The organism is Calditerricola yamamurae, assembly GCF_054654135.1.
In genome coordinates this window covers 326,238-344,037 of sequence record NZ_BAAIFH010000006.1, presented here as the reverse complement: position 1 = coordinate 344,037, position 17,800 = coordinate 326,238, and the positions used below count along the sequence as shown (strand labels likewise).

The 17,800-nt window shown below is 62.1% G+C and carries 10 protein-coding genes; 1 reads left to right on the top strand and 9 read right to left on the bottom strand.

Annotated features, from left to right (window positions below; translation table 11 throughout):
* Positions 1 to 30 precede the first annotated feature (30 nt).
* Positions 31 to 1,251 carry an ISL3 family transposase gene (locus ACYQ0Z_RS08020; RefSeq protein ID WP_459866459.1) on the top strand — a complete coding sequence of 407 codons (1,221 nt, stop codon included), beginning with the start codon at positions 31 to 33 and terminating at the stop codon, positions 1,249 to 1,251.
* A gap of 91 nt (positions 1,252 to 1,342) precedes the next feature.
* Here the strand turns inward: ACYQ0Z_RS08020 and ACYQ0Z_RS08015 are convergent, their stop codons facing one another.
* The 9 genes from ACYQ0Z_RS08015 to ACYQ0Z_RS07975 all read right to left on the bottom strand — a co-directional run bounded on the left by ACYQ0Z_RS08015 (position 1,343) and on the right by ACYQ0Z_RS07975 (position 17,773).
* Complete coding sequence (locus ACYQ0Z_RS08015; protein WP_459866456.1) at positions 1,343 to 2,128, bottom strand: enoyl-CoA hydratase-related protein; 786 nt, start codon at positions 2,126 to 2,128, stop codon at positions 1,343 to 1,345.
* Positions 2,129 to 2,150: 22 nt separating this feature from the next.
* The gene (locus tag ACYQ0Z_RS08010) at positions 2,151 to 3,782 is read right to left on the bottom strand and encodes an acyl--CoA ligase family protein (protein WP_459866453.1); all 1,632 of its coding nucleotides are present in this window, start codon (positions 3,780 to 3,782) and stop codon (positions 2,151 to 2,153) included.
* A 208-nt stretch (positions 3,783 to 3,990) separates the two neighbouring features.
* A complete protein-coding gene (locus tag ACYQ0Z_RS08005; protein WP_459866450.1) occupies positions 3,991 to 4,827 on the bottom strand; it encodes a hypothetical protein in 837 nt (278 codons plus the stop codon).
* 61 nt (positions 4,828 to 4,888) lie between these two features.
* Positions 4,889 to 8,263 (bottom strand): DUF499 family protein, encoded by a 3,375-nt coding sequence (locus ACYQ0Z_RS08000; protein WP_459866447.1) that lies wholly within the window; start codon positions 8,261 to 8,263, stop codon positions 4,889 to 4,891.
* A gap of 81 nt (positions 8,264 to 8,344) precedes the next feature.
* A complete protein-coding gene (locus tag ACYQ0Z_RS07995; protein WP_459866444.1) occupies positions 8,345 to 11,194 on the bottom strand; it encodes a DUF1156 domain-containing protein in 2,850 nt (949 codons plus the stop codon).
* Entirely contained in the window at positions 11,173 to 14,712 is a 3,540-nt protein-coding gene (locus ACYQ0Z_RS07990; protein WP_459866441.1) for a protein NO VEIN domain-containing protein, read from the bottom strand. The genes ACYQ0Z_RS07995 and ACYQ0Z_RS07990 overlap by 22 nt, the downstream gene beginning before the upstream one ends.
* Before the next feature lie 187 nt (positions 14,713 to 14,899).
* Complete coding sequence (locus tag ACYQ0Z_RS07985) at positions 14,900 to 15,691, bottom strand: putative hydro-lyase (protein ID WP_459866438.1); 792 nt, start codon at positions 15,689 to 15,691, stop codon at positions 14,900 to 14,902.
* Between the two features lie 70 nt (positions 15,692 to 15,761).
* Positions 15,762 to 16,946, bottom strand: coding sequence for an NRAMP family divalent metal transporter (locus tag ACYQ0Z_RS07980; RefSeq protein WP_459866435.1), 1,185 nt, complete (start codon positions 16,944 to 16,946; stop codon positions 15,762 to 15,764).
* Between the two features lie 62 nt (positions 16,947 to 17,008).
* Positions 17,009 to 17,773 (bottom strand): LamB/YcsF family protein, encoded by a 765-nt coding sequence (locus ACYQ0Z_RS07975; RefSeq protein ID WP_459866432.1) that lies wholly within the window; start codon positions 17,771 to 17,773, stop codon positions 17,009 to 17,011.
* Between the last annotated feature and the right edge of the window lie 27 nt (positions 17,774 to 17,800).

Here is a 17,800-nt window from a genome sequence, read left to right as displayed (position 1 = left end):
CCACATCCCGAAGGAGGCTCGCGACCGCCTATGAACAAGCTTACCGCAGAAATGTTCGGCTTACAATCGTGGATTGTTTACCGTACCGTCCATCAATCCGACAGCATCCACGTCTACGCAGGTCGGCCGCGTAAGGAAGCGCGGTGTCCGGATTGTGGACAGCTGACACGCCGCGTCTACGATCGTGCGCGCGAATGGAAACGGAAGCTGCACACCTGGTGCAACGAGAAACCAGTTTACCTCTGGGTACGTCCCCGGCGCTTCCAGTGCACGGCCTGTCGAAAAGTGTTCACCGAACGCTTCCCTGGCATTCGCCCCTGGGCACGCAGGACCGAACGGGCCGAAGCCCTTTTGCTCCAGCGCCTGAAAGCAGGCAGTTTTCGTCGTGCCGCCCAGGAAAGCGGAACAAGCACCAGCACCTTGCGCCGTCTGCTTTTCCGGTGCGTAGGCCAGCAGATAAACCTCGAGGAAGCCCTCCGGGATGTTGATGCGTTCGTGCTGAGCATCGATGAACACAGCTATCGCGGCCGTGACATGATGGTCACGGTCACGTGCGTATGGCCAAAACGGCGCCTTTTGGCCATCTTGCCGGATGACCGCATGAAAACGCTGGAGCGCTTTTTGCGACAGTTGCCGGATACGGTTCGTCGGCGCATTCGGGCCGTATGCATCGACCTGAAGGATGCTTGGCGCCATGCCGTGAAGCGCGCTTTGCCCGGCGCTGTCATCGTGGCAGATCCGTTTCACGTTATCCAGGACGCGAATCGGCGGGTTGACGAAGCACGGCTTGTGGAACAGCAGGTGACCGGGGTACGCCTGCCTCGATGGCCGCTTTTGAAGAACGAGGACGATCTCACTGAACGCCAAGCTGCCCAGCTTGCCGCCATTCGGAAGCATCACAAGAACGTGGCCCACTTTCACTGGGTCAAAGAGCAGCTGCGAGACGTCTACCGCGCCTCCAATCGAGACGAAGCCGCAGCCATCCTGGACCGCGTGATCTTTGAGACCCAGTCGGCAAGCGATGCCGCGCTCCTGCAGTGGGGACGCACGCTCCGCCGCTGGCGCGAGGCGATTCTGGCCTACCACACCTGGCGTGTTTCAAACGGCTACACGGAGGGCGTTCACACCAAGATCAAGCTGCTCAAACGAATCAGCTACGGGTTCCGCAACCGCGAAATCTATGTGCGGAAGATGCTCCTCGCTTTTATGCCCTTGGCTTGGTTGACCTCCCATCCACAGTTATTGACTTAGAGCCGGGCGGAGGGTTCTCTTACGCGTATTTCCATAAAAGGCAGACTCGTGCGCTTGGGAAAAGGCAAACACGCACGTAAGCTTGAGAGGATCAGTCGCGTGTCACACCGTCTTGCCAGCGGGGAGCTCGTTTTTCGATGAAGGATTGAATGCCGTGGATGCCGTCGGGGTGTTTGCTGTTGCGGACAATCACTTCAGTCGCGAATGCGAGCGCGGTCCAATCCTCGAGCGGCAACTGTTGATAGAACAGACGTTTGCCGATCTCGATGACGTTTAAGCTGTGGGCGGCAATTTCCAAGGCCAGCGCTTCGGTGGCCGCGTCGAGTTCATCGTCCGGCACCACGCGGTTCACCAGCCCCATCGCTTCGGCTTCCTTCGCGCTCACGAGACGGCCGGTGAACAACAGTTCGGCCGCTTTTTTGCGCGGCACGTTGCGGCTAAGAAACACACCCGGCGTACTGCAAAAAAGTCCCCATCGAATGCCCGTTGTTCCAAAGCGGGCGCTTTCTGCTGCTACCGCCAAATCCGCCACGGCGACGAGTTCCAGGCCGGCGGCGACGGCGATGCCCTGCACCTTGGCGATGATCACTTGGGGCATCTCGCGGATCGTTCGTTTGAGACGATAGCTTTGTTCAAAGAGGGCGTAGACGTCTTGCAGGTCTCGTTCTTGAATCTCGCGCAAGTTGTGTCCCGACGAGAACACTTTGGGTATGCCTTGGAGCACGACGACCGCCACGTCTCGCGCGCTGGCGATCGCGCGCAACTTCGTTTCCAAGGCTTCCATGAGATCGACCGTCAGCGTGTTATGCCGGTCGGGATCATTCAGGGTCAACCAGCCAACTGGCCCCCGGCGATCGTATAGGATTAAATCCTTCATTTCTAAACCTCCTTAATCTTTTTTATCTAATTTTACTTTCCATCCCCTGCCATTCTCGATTTTTCAACACGTGTTTTTGAATTTTCCCCGTGCTTGTCTTGGGCAACTCTCCGAATTCAATGGCTTTTGGACATTTGAAATGAGCCAAACGCTCCCGGCAAAACCCAATCAGCTCATCCGCCGTCACCTGATGCCCTGGGCGCACGGTGACGAACGCTTTGGGGACTTCCCCCCATTTGGGGTCGGGAATGCCGATCACGGCCACTTCAAGCACTGCGGGATGTTCGAGGAGCGTCCGTTCAACTTCGATAGAACTGATATTTTCCCCGCCCGAAATGATGATGTCTTTTTGCCGGTCTTTGAGTTCGATGTAACCGTCCGGATGCCAGACGGCGACATCGCCGGTGTGAAACCAGCCGCCGCGAAAAGCTTTTTCCGTCTCCTCCGGGGCTTTGTAATAGCCGAGCATGACGCCGTTGCCGCGCATGACGACTTCGCCCATCGTCTGGCCGTCCTTTGGAACCGGCCGCATTTCGGAATCGACCACCATGAGCTCTCCGAGCCCGATATAGGGAATGCCTTGGCGCGCTTTGAGCTTTGCCCGTTCTTCAAGCGGAAGCGCCTCCCATTCGGTGCGCCATTCGTTGATCGTAAACGGTCCGTACACTTCAGTAAGGCCGTAAACGTGCGTGACCTTTCCTCCCAGACGTTCAATCTGGCGGAGCAGAGACGGGCTGGGTGGTGAGGCAGCGGTGATGATATGGATCGGATGGGGGAAGGCGCGCCCTGCGTCGTTTAGGTATTGCACCAACATGGTGAGCACGGTCGGTGCAGCGCAGAAATGGGTCACGCCTTCGCATTCAATCAGGTGGACGATTTGCTTGGGATCGACCTTGCGCAGAAGGACATGCCGGGCACCGACGGCGGTAACCGCCCAGGAGAAGCACCATCCCGCTGCATGAAACATGGGAAGCGTCCAGAGGTAAACACTTTGCGGGTCAAGCCTGGTTTCAATGACTTCCGACAACGCATTGAGAAAGGCCCCTCGATGGTGCAGCATGACGCCTTTCGGGCGTCCCGTGGTTCCGCTCGTGTAGTTGATGGAGATCAGTTCCCATTCGTCTTGAACCGCAATGGGCAGGATGTCAAAGGGCGCCTGTGCCAGCCATTCTTCGTAAATCCTCCAGGTTAGACCGGCCTCGTGAAACCCATTCGTTTCGCTCTGCGTCATGCCATCTCCGTCGACGACAACCGCTTTGAGGGCTTTCGCGTTTTTCAAGATCGGCCGGACGTGCGTCACAAACTCAGAGTCCGCCAGGAGAACGCTCGCCTCGGAGTGATCAAGAATGTACGCAATTTCTTGCGGTGATAAGCGAATGTTGATGGGGACAAGAACGGCCCCGATCAACGGGACGGCCAAGTGCGCCTCAAGCGCCATGCGCGTGTTGGGGGCGAGCACGGCCACGCGGTCGCCGCGCTTCACGCCAAGGCGCGTCAGGGCATTCCCGAGGCGGTGAACCTGTTCATGCAGTTCGCGGTATGTGTAACGACGGTCCCCCTCCACCTCCGCCACTTGGTCGGGGAAAGCAACGACCGTTCGCTCGAGAAACATGGCCGGGGTGAGGGGTGTGCGATAAGCCAGCGTCTCGCTCAAGAGAAGACCCCCCTTTAGATGGTGTTGAGATTGTTGTTTGGGATTATTTTAGGCTAATCTTATCTTTTTTCTCAATATTAATTTTCTTAGTGTTCGAATCAACTTTCAGTATATACAACCAAAAACCCGTGCCAACCGATCCGCCCCGCTTGCTTTTCCAGTGGGTACACAAATGGCGCCGCACCAACAAGCCGGTGCGGCGCTCCCATTAATTCTCCAGATTTGAAAGGTTGAGTAGCAAATTATACGTAAACCAGCCGTCGCCGGTGACAAAAATCTGCGGCTTTGCCGTGGCGGCGTCCCGTTGGATTCCGATCCCGTCGGAATAGGGCGTGAACGAAACGATCTTGTCAAAACGGATCCGGAAGCTTTTCTTAGGGCCGTAGAAATAGAGATGTTTCGTCGTTACGGCAAGGATTCCGGTATCGACGTGAATGCGCTCGGTGGTTTCGATGGGGTGCCCTCGGAAGGAGCCCACGCGGTAATAGACTCCTTTGGCGATCCGGATGCTTACGCCGCGGCTGCCGCCCGTATACCGACGGCGCGTCCGGTCTTCATAATACTTCACATCGTTGAAGGCCCAAATAAGCTTCTCCTTTCGCTGAAAGTTAAAGGGCAACTGGCCGACGGGTCGAAAGCGTTCGGGAACTTTTCCCTCCATCAAGTCGCGCAACACCAGTCCTTTCACAAAACACGTGTACGCGCCATTCATGTCCAGATCCTCTTGCGTCAGTTCAAAGTGCTCGGCAAAGGCAACGAGCCGGGATTCTTCCTGGGGTTCTAGGTTGCCGTCTTCCAAAAAATGCTCTACGGCCTTCTCCCAACCGGTTACTAACGCCTCACGGATTTCGTTTGAAGAGAGAAAGCTATTTGCGGCAATTGCCGCAGAGCGGTTGGTAACGTCTTCTAAGGGGTAGGTGCCAATTGCCGCTTCCCTAGCCAACCGGATGATTTCGTTCCAGCCTTGATCACGTTTTTCCGCACATTCGCGATGCTTTTTGCGAAAGATTCCGGCGGGCTTTCCGCAGTAGATGCACGTGCCCATTGCCCCTCTCTCCTACTCGGTATAATGGGGGGGCAGCTGCGTGGTCAGCCGCCCCCTCCGCTTATTCCTCAAACTCCAGAACATTAACCCCCAACACCCGCGCGTTCTCATTGATTACGCGCTGCACGTGATCGGGCAGGCCGTTGGGGATGCGCACTTCGATGTCCAGTTTTACTTCCACCTCGGCAGCGTCGAGGCGTAGTAGGTGCGCCAGCAGCTCATGGTAGATATCGGATACTTTCCCGATCAACCGTTCCGGTGGCACGTTAGCTGTCAGGTTGAGGCGGCGCACCTTAGGCGGTGGCGGGACAATAGGGGGACCCACCGGCGGGTCAATCGGTTCCGGTCCGGGTCCCGGCCCCGGTGGATTGACGGCGCTGCCCCCGGAACCGCCGGGGTTAGTGCTGCCGCCAGATCCTTCTCCCGGTTTTCGTTCAAGGTTGTCTTGTTCCTCTCGCTTTTTCAACGCCCCTTCATAGGCCCTGGCCACATCGGGGCGGATGAGCACGCCGTCTTCCACGGATACCCGGGCTCCGATGATCCCATATACAAATCCGTCGTACGTGCCGTCGGCGTGAGCGGCCTTCGCATAGCCGAAATGCTCCTTGCTGGCCAAGCCCTTTTCAACAGCCTGTTTGAGGACCTCGGCATCGCGCAGGCGGCTCAGGTAGAGGTAGCGGGCATAGCACGTCCACACTTCTTTTATCGGCAGGTGGCGGTTGTCACGCCACAGCCATGTTTGCAGTTCCCCCGCCAACAGTTGTGGGTGGAAGGACAGGACGAGATGACCGCTTTCTTCCATTTTGTTTCCCGCGCGCACGGCAAGGTTTTCCCCGCTGGTGCCGGCCAGGCGCAACGCTTCCCACTGCACCGGCCCGATGCCGTCTTGCGTGGGCACCAGCAGCCAGTCGTATGCCTCCTGCAGGCGGACATTCACCGTCTGATCCCAGTGGCGAATCTGGCTTTTGACCATGTGCTGCTGGTGCATGTCCAGGTTGAGCTGTTCGCTGTCCTCCTCGACCGATTTCCAGGCCAGGTACAGGCGCACCGCCTGCGCCAGGCTGTCCCAACGCCCGGCGTCGGTGGCGAGGAAGACGAGCATGTTGCGGTACAGCCGGGGCATATTGCCACGCTCTTCGAGGATGCGCGCGGCCAGCTGGATGGCCCGGGTTTCCTCGAGGCCCTTGCGGTGCGCTTCCCGCGGCGGCAAGATGACCAGGCGCACGGCCGGCTCGTCGGCCACTTCCTGGCCGTCATAGGGGGCCACATGAACGGCGTGGAACGGTCCCTTCTCGCGTTTTACGTGCTCGCGCAGACGGCGGACGATTTCCGCCTCCACGTCCTGGTCCGTCCACTGGCCGGCCCGCTCCTGGGCCACGCGGTTGACGGTGGCGCGGGTGCTGAACCAGTACCGTCGGCCGTCGGCATAGAGGTAGGTCAGCTCCTCCTGCAGCCGGCGAAGGGCGTCGCCGAATACGTGCACCTGCTCGCCCGGGAGCACGCAGCCGAGGAGGATGCGGCCTTCTTCGATGCCCCGCGTGCCGCTTGTTTGCGTACCGTGGGGCGCGGTACCCAGAAAGATCGTGCGTGCCACGCGGCGGCAGGCCGACAGCCGGCCAAAGTGGGGATTGGCCAGGTCAAGCTGGTGGGCGCGCGACTGTTCACCGTCCACGTCGGCGTCAAGGACCGGGTGCCAGCCGTACTCGAGCACCTTGGTCAGCTCGGAAGCCACCTGCTGGCTGTCGAGGGGCAGAGTACCAGGCAGGATCACCACCGAGCGGTCCCCCACCTGCCACAGGCGGTGGATCACCAGGGCCATGAACCGCAGGACGCCGCGGGTGCGCTGGAAGCGTTCCAGCGTCGACCAGTCCTCGTACAGGCGGTCAAACAGCTCCGGGTGGATGGGGTAGGCCATGCGGAACCGCCGCTCATATTCCCGCTCCTGCACGTGGCTGGGAAAGAGCGTGCGGTTGTTGCGGTAGAAGGCCATGAATTCGCGCACCACTTTGTCCCGGGCCTCTTCGTCGATGTGCTGGAAGAGGCGCCGCCGCACGATCTCCATGCTTTCCTCGCGCGTGGCCGGCTTCCAGATCGTCTCCAGGCGGCCAAAGGTGTGCTGGAGGCGTTCGAGGGCGGCGCGCCCCCCTTCCCCGCCCACCTCGATGTCTGACTGCGGGATGCTGGCCACCACCAGCGCGTCCTTGACCCGCTTGGCCCCTTCGGTCAGGGTCTGCACAAAGGTGAGGTTGGCGTCAAAGCTGCCGGCGGGCAGGCGCAGGTCGGCATTGGGGTGATAGAGATTGCGGGCGAAGGCCACCCACTCGTCGATCAGGATGAGGGCCGGGCCGTAGCGGAACAGGAGCTCCTTCACCTTGTCCGAACCCGGAGCAATGCCCGTCTCGTCCTCCCGGCGCACCAGCTCGTAGGCTTCTTTGCCGCCCAGCTGGTAGGCGATCTCGCCCCACAGGGTGTGCGTCACCACCCCGTCGGGATAGGTGCGCGGCTCGGTGGGCGACAGCTTGGTGCCGACGATGACGGCGCGGTTGGCCACCGGAAGGTCCTCGTCCACCTCGCGCACCAGCTCGGCCAGGTCGGGCACCTCGGAAAGGCGCACCTCCCCGCCGAAGAGGTGGTACAGGGCGAGCATGGTATGGGTTTTGCCGCCGCCGAAGGAGGTCTGCAGCTGCACCACCGGGGCGCCGCCCTTTCCGGTGAGGCGCAGAATGGCCAGCTTCAGCACCTCGCGCAGCCCCTCGGTAAGGTACGTCCGGCGGAAGAATTCCGTGGGATCCTGGTATTCCGGCTCGGCCTCACCGGCGATCACCTGGGCCAGGTCGCAGGCGAATTCGGCTTCCTGGAAGCGGCCCTGGGCCACGTCGTCGTGGGGCGTGGCCACCTCGCGCCAGGGCTTGAGGTGGGCAAGGGCCTCCACGCGGGTGGGCTCGAGGGTGCGCTGCTGGGCCAGCTTGCGCTCCTCTTCGCGCAGGAGCACCAGCTGCAGGTCGCGCACCATCTTCCCCACCTCGTCTGCCCGGGGCGAGCGGATGGCGGTGAGGAGGCGGTGCATCGTGTCGAGGGCGCGCAGGGCATCGCCGGTGGAAAAGGGCTGCTGGTGGGCCCACTGGTTGCGCACCTCGCGCAGCTCGCTGACGTAGCTGCGCTCGCTGTGCCCGAACTGGCCAGCAAAGAGGGTGCGCCAGTTGTTCCACATGACGATGAGGAGGGCCTGCACGTCGAGCTTAGCAAACTTTTCGTCGTCGGACCCGTCGTGGCGGATGGCGTCGATACCCACGGTGCCCGTAAGATGTGGTTCCACACCTTCTACAAACCAGCCGCGGCCGAAGTGGGCCTTCAGCCTGCCTCTCAGGTACTCGCTGAGGGCTTCCTGGAGAATTTCCAGGCCCTTGCCCACCCGTTCGCGGTTGCTCGTGGCCATGGAAGTCCCCTCCTCTCCCCGTTTCGGACTACGATTTTTTTCTCGTGCATTGGAACGTTCTTGTAGCCTGGTGCGAAAACCTTACCACAGCGAGCCGGTCGTGCTGGATGTCAGGCTCCCGGCTTTTTCTTTGAGGCGCGGCCACAGCGTCACGAGCAGGTTGAAGGCCAGCGCGTCGGCGGCCAGCTGCTTGCGGTCGCACAACGTGTACAAGCGGTAGGCCAGCTCGCGCACCCCATCGGCGCGCGCCCCGAGCCGAGCCAAGAGGGCAGCGGCGGCTTCTTCCCCGCGCCGTTCGAGGGCCTGGGCCACGTAATGGACGGCCTCCCACAGCGCCAGGCGCGTGTCGGCCTCCGGATCCCACTCGTCGCGGTATTCCTCGCGCTTCTTGAGGCGCACTTTCCCCGCGCGGGCTTCGAGGATGCCCGCCTCCTCGAGGCCCTTAACGCTCGTGTTTTTGGCCACAGCCAGCGTCTCGGCGTCGCCGTAGGGCCCCTCGCGGTAGCCGTACTGTTCAAACCAGCCCAGGGCCCAGCGCGTGTCGGCATCGTAGTCGCCCTCCTGCTCGGCGAGGAGCTCGTCCAGCACCTGGTTGATGAGCCCCAGCGCCGTGCGGACGGTCATCGGGGAGCCGTCGGCCTCCAGCACCTGCTTATAACGGGAGAAGACGGCCATGCCCGGACCGATGAGGGACTGGGCCAGGTCGACGGGGGCGATGTTGCCGCTCTTGAGCGTTTGCAGCGCCTCGGCCAGCTCCCGGCGCAGCTGGGTGAGGAAGATGCGCCGCGGCACGACGGGGGCATCCTCCGGGCGCGGGCGCAGGGCCAAGACGATGGAGGAAGCGAGGGCGTTGGTGCCTAGGGCGAGTGCGCGGGCGGTGCGCTCTGTACGCAAAGGCAATGTAGCAGTAATCTGGAAGCCCTCGGCCAAGAGGGCATTGAGCATTGATTCCCATCCCGTGGATATAATGGAACCATCCCCATCATGTTTATTTTCTTCCACTTTGCTTTCCTGTTGTTTGAAGGCATAGTAGAGGGTCATCGGGTAATCTGGATGAGTGCGCTGTTTCATCAAACGAAAAGCATGACGCAGACCCTCTTCAAAATGGCGTCTGGCTGCTTCCTTATCTCCACCAAAACGGTACGGCGTAGCTACAAGCTCCTCTGCTTTAGGTACGAGCATTGTAGCAAACAGGTCAGGGTAGACTGAGCGCAGGTTTCGTCGAAGCCAGATGTAGAAGAAATCCGACAGGTCGGCGTATCCAATATTGTCGTAGTATGGTGGGTCGGTAGAAACTACGAAGGGTCGTCTATTAGGGATTGCTTTGGCTGCGTCAGCTTGCACGGCTTCTCCTGAACCATTAGCCGGTAAGTATTCGACCACCTTAGCCACCCATTCCACAGCACCTGACCAATTACCACTAGAGTCACTGAAGGGATTTGCTTCAGCGTAATCCCAAACCATGGGCAAGGCCTGACGAGCAAAAGTGTGTCCCATTTTTTCTGCTGGTGCAGTCCATGTGCTAATACTTGACCAATAGTCTGCACTCCGATCAATAGCTAATGCCAAATACACCCGCACCGCCTCGGCGTAGGCTTGGGCACCACTGCCTCCTTCCCGCAGCGGCACGTTGTCGTCTACCCAACCGGCGGCAACGGCCGCCGCGCGCACCTGCTCCTCCACCTCGTCCAGCAGGTCGCTGAAGGTGTTGAGCGCCACCAGCTGTCGCGGGGTAAAGAGGTGGGCATAAGTCGTGAGACCGTAAAGTGTGCACCAGATAGCTCTCGGGTCATAAGGAAGGTTTTGTATTGGTTTCCATTGTGGGTAAGCTTTTTTCGCTATATGTTCATGATCTGTTATCGGAGTTAAATAAACACGACCTTTCGTTCCTTCTGCGACGATCGCTAGCAAAATGGAACCGATTTTTCCCTTTTGTCCCTCTCCTTGAATGTATTTAAGAGTTACAGGTTCACCACAGCATAAACAAACCGCTCCTTTTCGACTCAGCACCGTCCCCTCCCGCGGCGCGCCACGGCCTGTGTGCACAACAAAACGCACCGCCGGCGGGTTCTGCGTGCGGTCAACCACCGGTTCCACCCATGCTTCGTTTCCCTTTCGCTTTGATAGCCAGAACGAGCGAACGAGCGGCATTTCTGCCCCGCAGGCGGGATTGGGGCAGCGCACCGTACGCGCCCAGAGCCAGGCGATCACCGTCGCCTCGCCACCGCCCTGCTCCTCAGGCAGCCGTACCTTGGGGTACAGATGGCCAATGCGCTTTTCTGCCTCGTCGCGCATCCACCGGCCGAAATACAGAATGTCTTCGGCAAGGCCGGTGGCGCCCTTCCAGTCGCCGTCGGCCAGACGGCGCCGGGCCTCGGGATTGACCGGAGGCCGGCCGGCAAAGCGCGGCGGGATCTCAATCAGGGCCTTGTTGAGGAGCACGGCGACCGGGTTGAGGTCGCTGGCCACGGGCATGAGGCCAAGGCGCTGCGCCTCAAGGGGAATGCTCCCGCCGCCGGCGAAGGGATCGAGCACCGGCGGGGCGTGCTCTTCCAAAAAGGCCCGCACGGTATCCGGCGTGGGCGGATCGGACAGCGTTAGCCCTTTTTCCCGCGCGATGCTTCGGGCAATCTCCAGCCGCGCTTCATGGAGCACGGCCTCGTCCTGGGCGTTCTCCCATTTCACCAGCCGTTCGATCAGGCGGTGCAACCGTTCCCGCTCTTTTGATGCGGCATCGGGCGGCAGGTCGTTGCCGGGGTCGTCCACCAAACTGGCAAAGAGTACTGCCCGGGCCGCGGCAAGGGGGCGGCGTGCCCACCAAAGGTGAAGCGTCGATGGGTGACCGTGGCGGAGCGACTTTTCCCGTGCCGATTCGCGGTTGATGGCCTCAAGCGGCAACGCTACCTCAATCAGCTTCTTCCGATAAGCCACGTCAGGTCCTCTCCTTTGGCCATAAGCTCAGGCAAATCGTAGTTCACGCTGGTGGCGGCGAAGTCGGGCTCGTTGCGGAAGGGCTGGCGGATGTAAACCACGCGCTGGGCGCGCCCGTCGGCCACTTCCACCACGGCCAGCCAGTAGGCGTCGGGGCGGTTGAGGGCGGTGAGGATTTCGTTCCGCGTCACCGTGACGGTCGGCGCACCGGCAACGCGTCCCTTCACCTCAATGAAGCGGAGCGTCCCCGTCTGTCTGTCGCGCGATTCAATGTCGTAGCCGCGGCGGTCGGCTGACACGTCGCGCGGCTCGTGGCCCAGGGCGCGTTCCACCGCCATCACCGTTTCCATGGCAATACGTTCCACCATCCGGCGTTCGTCCGATGAGGTCCCCTCGTGCGCGCCGGCGGTTTCTCCTTCTACGCGCAAAAGCCCCACTGGAATGACCAGGGCCGCACCGAGGATCACCGGCGGGCGGGCGAAGAGCTGCGCTTCCCGGTCCAGCTCGGCCATTCGCCGTCTCAGGCGTTCCTCCAGCTCGTCGGCGCGGCGGCGAGCGTTTTCCGCGTTGAGGCGGGCGTTGGGCTTGCCCTCACGCTCCTGCATGCGCAGCTCGGCGGCGCGCCGGTCCCAATAGGCAATGGCCTCCAGCAGGCGCTGCCGAACCGCACGGCGCGTTTTGGCCACCTGTTCCGTGCGCAGGGCCTCCACCTCGTGCATATGCTCCGGTACCAGTTGGCGGATGGCGTACTCTAGGGCCTGGTTTTCGACGGCCGCGCGCGCCCACGTTTGCTGTTCGAGCAGCGGTTGGATGCGCGCTCGCTCCTCTTCCGTCAGCGGGCGCAGGTCGAGGTGCGGCGCGTACCCGGCCGCGCAGGGAGCGCCATCGGGCGGAATTTCCACGAAAACCAGCCGCTTCGACACCACACGATGCTCCCCGTTCGGCAGCACCGTCCCGTCGCAGATGGCGTGCTCCAGCATTACGAGCACGCGCATTTCTTGGCCGTGATCGTGTTCGTCCACCAGGATGGCCCCTTCCCGAAGGGCATCGCCGTGCCGCTCAAGAATGAGGTCAACGACGGCGTCGAGGAGCGGATGGCCGGGGCACAAAAACTCCGCGGCCGGTTTGCCGGGAATGTCCATCAGCGTCTTGTCGAAGCAGACGCGGGCATAACGAGGCAGCACGGGCGCGCCCCGGGAACGCTCGCGGGCACGGCGCAGCACGGCCGGCGGCACGGCGATGATCTCGTAGCGCCCCTTCTCCCGTTCGCGGATCTGTCCGCCAAGGTGGGCAAAGGCGTTGCGGAAGAAAGAGGCGATGAAATGCGGCTGCAGGCGGCGGGCAGCGGCGCGCTCCATCTCGTCGCGTACGCGCTGCAGGGTGTTCGGGTCCAGGAGCTCCCCGGTCAGGGCGTGCTCCTGCAGCAGCTTGGCCAGCCGCTCGCGGTCTAGTTCTTGGTCGACCACCTGGTGCAGCCGCGCGCGCACGTCGGGCCGCTCTCCATAGCGAATGGCTTCAATGAGCAGGTCGCGCAGCCGGTTGCCCTGAAAGAGCTTGCCCAAGATGTCGAAAACGGCCCCGCCGAGGGCCTTCCGTTCGGCCTCCAGCTTGCGCAGCAGGTGGGCGAGCACGTCCCCCTCCCGCGTCCCTTCGGCCACCAGGTTCCACAGGTGGCACACCTCGCGCTGGCCGATGCGGTGGATGCGCCCGAACCGCTGTTCGAGGCGGTTGGGGTTCCAGGGCAGGTCGTAGTTGACCATGAGATGGGCGGCGCGGTGCAGGTTGATGCCCTCCCCCGCCGCGTCGGTGGCGATGAGCACCACGGCGGCGGGGTCATGGCAAAACCGTTCCTGTGCTTCCTTCCGCTCCTCGCGCCGCATGCTGCCGTGAATCGTCACCACCGCCTCGTGCTGCCCGAGGAGGTTGCGGATTTTCTCGGCGAGGTAGTGGAGCGTGTCGCGGTGCTCGGTGAAGATGACCAGCTTGCGCCGCTGGCCGTGCTCGTCGCGCATCCAGTGGGATGCCTCCCGATTGGGATCCCCTTCAAGTAACAGGGCCAGCTCTTCCCATTTGCGGTCGCGACCGCTTTGCCGCAGGCGGCGGGCCTTCTCCTCCAGTTCCCGCAAGACGGCGATTTCTGCTTCCAGTTCGGCCACGGTGCGCGCCGCAGTGGCCCGGTGGGCGATCTCCGCTTCCACTTCTTCATCATCGGACAGATCATCCAGATCTTCAAGATCGTCCGGAGCTTCCATTTCCAAGGACGGTTGCCAGAAAGACAGGTGTCCGACGTGGGCTTTCCGCCGCACCTCCTGCAGCCAGCCTTCGAGCCGCTCCCGCCGTCGGCGCAGCGATTGGTAGATGGCCTCCGGTGATGACGCCAGGCGACGCTGCAAAATGGTGAGGGCCAGCCCCACCGTGCGGCGCTGGTTTTCATGGTCCGCCAAACGGTCAATGCGGTTCCACTGTTCGCGTACGTAGGCGGTCACCGCTTGATAGAGCTCGGCCTCTTCCGGCGACAGCTGGTAGGTGACGGTGTAGGCCCGGCGCTCAGGAAAGAGCGGTTTGCCGTCAAAGGTGACCAGCTGTTCCTTCGTCAGGCGGCGCATGAGGTCGTCAATGGGACCGAGCGTCGCGTCACGGTACCGCCCCTCAAAGCGGTCGGGATCGAGCAGGGAGAGAAAGAGCTGGAAATCCTCTTCCTTGCCGTTGTGCGGCGTGGCGGTCATGAGCAGGAAATGGCGGGCAATGCGCGACAGGAGCTTGCCCAGCTTGAAGCGCTTCGTCTCCTTGATCTCGCTGCCAAAGCGCGTCGCCGCCATCTTGTGGGCCTCGTCGACGATGACGAGGTCCCATTCCGTTTTGGCCAGCTTGGCCTGGGCCTCCCCATCGCGGCTGAGGTGATCGAGACGGGCAATGAGCAGCGGCTGCTCCGCAAAGGGGTTGCCCGAGGGCGATTCAGCAAAGGACTGCCGTGTCAACAGGGCAAAACGCAGGTGGAACTTGCTTTCCAGCTCGTCCTGCCACTGCTCGACAAGGCTGCCCGGAGCCACGATCAGGCAGCGCTGCACCTCGCCGCGGAGCATCAGCTCCTTAATGAGCAACCCGGCCATGATGGTCTTCCCCGCCCCGGGGTCGTCGGCCAAAAGGAAACGCAGCGGCTGGCGCTTGAGCATGATGCCGTAGACGGCGGCGATTTGGTGGGGCAGCGGTTCGATTAAAGAGGTATGTACGGCCAAAAGCGGGTCAAACAGGTGAGCCAGTCGGATGCGCAGGGCTTCCACAGCCAGGCGAAAGCGTGCGCCATCGGCCCGGAACGACCATTGCGCGTCAGGCTGCACCGGTTCAAGGCGCTCGGCTTGATGCTGAAAGAGGAGCTGGTTGCCGACGCGGCCGCTCGGGTCTTTGTACGTGACTTCTACGGCGTCCTTGCCGTAACGCGTCACATCAATTAGGGTTACAGCTTGATCCGGCACCAACCCGCGCACCGTGAGGCCGCGGACCAGCTCATCGAGGCGCATGGTGTCTCCTCCTGTTGCCCGTCTGTACAGCATCACAATCCCAAAATCAAAATCACAATCATGCATTTTTCGACAAGGCAAAAAAGATTCCTGCTTCTTCCAATTACTGTTATACAAAAGGCGGCGCCTCGTTCGCGCCGCCTTAACTTGCTGTTCACGAATTTTTCCCCGTAGGCTTCGGGAGGAATCACATGCCCGCCAATGCTTCATCCCGCAGGTCGGTGATGAACATGTGCCCGGGGGCGTGGGTGATCATGAGGTCGAGCTTGGCGGCCATGGCCACTGCCTGGGGTGTCACGCCGCAAGCCCAGAAGACGGGAATTTCCCCTTCCCGAATGGTCACCGGATCGCCGAAGTCGGGCCGGGAAAGATCGTGAATGCCGATGGCCTCCGGGGCACCGATATGCACCGGGGCGCCGTGGGCCGCCGGAAAGCGAGCCGTTACCTGCACCGCGCGGGCGACGTCTTGGGCCGGAATGGGCCGCATGCTGACCACCAGCGGTCCTTCGAAGGGTCCCGCTTTCCGACACGGGAGGGTTGTGCGGTACATGGGCACGTTTTTCCCTTCTTCGAGGTGGCGCACGGGAATCCCGGCGTCCAGCAGGGCCTTTTCAAAGGTGAAGCTGCAGCCCAGAAGAAAGGCAACAAAGTCGTCTTGCCAATGGGACAGCAAATCGGTTGTCTCCTCCACCAGTTCGCCGTGGCGGTAAATCCGATACTTCGGCACATCGGTGCGCAGATCGGCCGTGGGTGCCACCTGCTCGGGAACCGGCGAACCGGGTTCGGTTACGTCAAGCACGGGGCATGGTTTGGGGTTTCGCTGGCAAAAGAGCAAGAAGTCGAAGGCCCATTCTTTTCGCAGCACCACCAAATTGGCTTGCACGTACCCATTCGCCATGCCGGGCGTGGGACGCACCCACTCGCCCCGGCGGATCATCATCCGTGCCTCGTGAGGCGAAAGCTTTGCGATGTCGCGCATCTCCTTTCCTCCTCTTCGGTTGCGCGGCAATGGCGTTGGAGACGGGTTTCCCTCACGTTTGGAAAATCGCCTATTGCAATAATTTTGGAAGTTCGATGGTCAGCGTTTTCACGCCCAGATAGGCCATGGCGATCACCACCACGCCACCAAACACGGCGAGCCACACCGGATGCCGATAGGTTCCGACAATCCGCTTTTGGTAGGCGGCAATCAGGATTACACTGAGGGCAAGGGGCAAGATCAACCCGTTCAGCGCGCCGACGAGGATGAGCACCTTCACCGGCCGGCCGACGGCGATAAACACGAGGGTGGAGATGAGAATGAAGGCAATGATAACCCACTGGTGATGCCGATCAAGAATGCGGCTGAAGCTGCGCAGGAACGACACCGACGTGTAAGCGGCCCCGACGATGGACGTCACCGCGGCGGCCCACATGACCATCCCGAACAGCTTGTACCCCACTGTGCCGGCGGCATGCTGGAAGACCGAGGCGGGCGGGTTATCCGGATTGAGGGCCAGGCCTTGGGATACGACACCGAGGGCGGCCAAAAACAGTACGACGCGCATGACCGAGGCGATCAGGATGCCCGAGACGGCGCTGCGGCTTACCTCCGGCAGGGCGCCCGGCCCGCGCAGCCCGGCGTCGAGGAGGCGATGGCCGCCGGCAAAGGTGATGTAGCCGCCGACGGTGCCGCCGACCAGCGTGACAATGGCCAGCGTATCCACGGTGTCGGGCCAGAAGGATTTCACCACTGCCTCGCCAACGGGCGGTCCCGAGACGATAGCCACGTACAGCGTCAGCGCGATCATCACAAAACCCATCAACTGAGCGAAACGGTCCATCGCTTTGCCGGCTTCGCGAACGAGGAAGAGGGCCACGGCGATGAGTGCGCTCAGCACCGCCCCCCATTTGACGTCGAGTCCGAACAGCACGTTCATGCCCATTCCCGCTCCGGCCACGTTGCCGATGTTGAAGGCCAGCCCACCCATGGCGATCAGCGCGGCAAGCAGGTAGCCGAGCCCGGGCAAGACGGCGTTGGCGATGTCCTGGGCCCGCTTTTCCGACACGGCGATCACCCGCCAGATGTTCAGCTGGGCCCCGATGTCGAGGAGGATGGACATCAGGATGACAAAGCCGAAGCTTGCGCCGAGTTGTTCGGTGAAGACGGTGGTCTGTGTGAGGAAGCCGGGTCCGATGGCCGACGTGGCCATGAGAAACGCGGCACCCAGCAGCAGGCTCCAGTTGCGTGTCATGACGTCCCTATGCCTCCTTGGACCCTGTGGCGAATGTGGTCAAACGTTTGCAGGAGATTGGCTTATTCCGCTCCCACCGCCCTCACCGCGATGCCCTCGGCCTCTAGGCGGGCGCGGATCGCGCGGGCCAATTCCACCGCCCGCGGGCCGTCACCGTGGAGGCAAACCGTGTCGGCTTGCACGGGAACCTCGGTGCCATCGAGGGCGCGCACCGTCCCCTCCTTCACCAGGCGAATGACCTGTTCTGCCGCCCGGTTGGGATCGTCGATCACGGCACCGGGCGTCCGCCGCGGGGTGAGCGAGCCGTCCGCCTGGTACGTGCGGTCGGCGAAGGCCTCGGCGGCGACGCGCAGGCCGGCGCGCTGTCCGGCGTGGACCAGCTCGCTGCCGGCCAGGCCGAAGAGGATCAACCCGGGATCGACGGCGGCCACCGCCGCGGCAATGGCGTCGGCGAGGGCGCGGTCCTTGGCCGCCATGTTGTAGAGGGCGCCGTGCGGCTTGACGTGCTGGAGGCGCCCTCCCTCCGCCTTCACGAAGGCGGCCAGGGCGCCGACCTGGTAGACCACCAGGTCGTAGGCCTCCGCGGGCGTGATGGCCAGGTTCCGCCGCCCAAAGCCGACAAGGTCGGGCAGCCCGGGATGCGCCCCCACGGCGACGCCGCGGTCGAGGGCCATCCGCACCGTCCGGCGCATCGTGGACGGGTCGCCGGCGTGAACACCACAGGCGATATTGGCCGAGGTGATGTAGGGCAGCACGGCCTCGTCGTTGCCGAGGCGCCAGATGCCGAAGCTTTCTCCCATGTCGCAGTTGAGGTCGATGCGGAGCATCCCCATTCCTCCCTTTGGCTTCGTGGG